Annotated in this window: 2 protein-coding genes; both read left to right on the forward strand. The window is 57.6% G+C overall.

The window, feature by feature from the left end; all coding sequences use genetic code 11:
* Nucleotides 1–194 precede the first annotated feature (194 nt).
* Complete coding sequence (locus VZ95_RS18425) at nt 195–737, forward strand: flagellar basal body-associated FliL family protein (protein ID WP_045777160.1); 543 nt, start codon at nt 195–197, stop codon at nt 735–737.
* Between the two features lie 57 nt (nt 738–794).
* Entirely contained in the window at nt 795–1,883 is a 1,089-nt protein-coding gene (gene fliM, locus VZ95_RS18430) for a flagellar motor switch protein FliM (RefSeq protein ID WP_045777161.1), read from the forward strand.
* The last annotated feature ends 61 nt before the right edge of the window (nt 1,884–1,944 follow it).

Consider the following 1,944-nt stretch of genomic DNA (forward strand, 5'->3'; position numbering starts at 1 on the left):
ATGTGTGAAAGTGACTAGATAAGATTAATCGACTATGCTATGCAATGTCTGCCGGGCAAAGTTTGCCGCCTCACCCAAGGGGCTGTGATACGGGTCCGGCGGCTCTTATCGCTTGCATGACAACGGTTTGTCAGCCACAAGTGTGTTAGAGCTTTCACCTGTTCAGCAGGACCCATTGGGGCGGAGTAGTGGTCATGTCGGCTGAGATGTATGAAGATGATGGTGCGGGCGGCGATCGTCATATGATGGGTCGCCGTCGCTTGAGCGGCAAAAAGCTGATGCTGTATATTTTGCTGCCGTTGCTAATTATCGCACTTGCGGTCGGGGGGCTCTATTTCTCCGGCATTCTGGGCAAGGTCCTGGGCAGTGTGGGGATTGGCGGCGCACCCGTAGCGGCGTCGGCACCGACGGGCAAAGAGGCACGTTCGTTGAACGTGGTCTATTACCCGCTGCCGGACCTCTTGGTGAACCTGCGCAGCGATACGCCGCGTCCGGCTTTCTTGAAGCTGAAAATCAGCTTGGAGTTGTCGAACGACGACGAGCGTAAGGAAGTGGAAAAGAAGCTTCCGCGTGTATTGGATACTTTCCAAACGTATCTGCGCGAGTTGCGTCCGGATCAATTGCAAGGGGCGCAAGCCATGTTCCGCCTTCGGGAAGAACTTCTGGCGCGCGTGAATGCGGTGATCCGTCCGATCCAAGTTAAAGAAGTTCTGTTTACCGAAATCGTGGTACAATAGCACCCTCTTTGGTGAGGGCGCGAACAGGCACGGAAGCTTCGCAAGAGGAGCGGGATGATGGGCGGTCCTTTGGACGATCAGGACGACGATCTGCTAGCTGCCGAATGGGCGGCTTTGGCGGAAGGCGACGCAGGCGGCGGCGACGATGATTTTGCATCGGCGGGCGGCGGCGGCGAAACCGGCGGCGCGCCTGCGCGGGTGCTGAACCAAGACGAAATCGACAGTCTGCTCGGCTTTGATGACGGGTCGGCGGGCGCTTCGGACGGGTCGGGCATTGCCGCGATCGTTAATTCGGCACTCGTTTCGTATGAACGTTTGCCGATGCTCGAAGTGGTGTTCGACCGTTTGGTTCGCATGATGTCCACATCCTTGCGTAACTTTACGTCGGATAACGTCGAGGTCAGCCTCGACAATATTACCTCGATCCGCTTTGGCGATTATCTCAACTCCATCCCGCTGCCGGCCATGCTGTCGGTATTCAAAGCGGAAGAGTGGGATAATTTCGGCCTGCTGACCATCGATAGCGCGCTGATCTATTCGATTGTCGATGTGCTGCTCGGCGGTCGCCGGGGCACGGCGGCGATGCGAATCGAAGGGCGGCCCTATACGACCATCGAGCGCACGCTGGTTGAGCGCATGGTTCACGTCGTGCTGGGCGATCTTTCGGCGGCGTTCGACCCGCTCTCGCCCGTAACTTTCCGGTTCGACCGGCTGGAAACCAATCCGCGCTTCGCCGCGATTGCCCGCCCGGCCAATGCGGCGGTTCTCGCCCGTCTGCGCATCGATATGGATGATCGCGGCGGGCGTCTCGAACTGCTGCTGCCGTATGCTACCTTGGAGCCGGTCCGCGAAATTCTTCTCCAGATGTTCATGGGGGAAAAATTCGGTCGCGACTCGATCTGGGAAAACCATCTCGCGGGCGAGCTTTGGTACACCGATGTCAGCATCGAAGCGACGCTCGAAGAAACCCCGTCCTATTTGCGTGAAGTTCTCGCGTGGGAGCCTGGAAATCAGGTCATCTTCAACTGCACGCCGGAAAGCCCGGTTATGTTGCGGTCGGGAGGCGTCACGATGTTCAAGGGCAAAGTGGGGCAGCGCAACAATCACATCGCGGTGAAAATCGAATCCCGCACTCAGAAGGACTAGTCCCGCGATGATGACCTTTGGATTTTATCTCAATGTAATTTGTCGCCCTCTTGCTGGTCGC

Source organism: Elstera litoralis (assembly GCF_000963705.1).
Lineage (GTDB): Bacteria > Pseudomonadota > Alphaproteobacteria > Elsterales > Elsteraceae > Elstera > Elstera litoralis.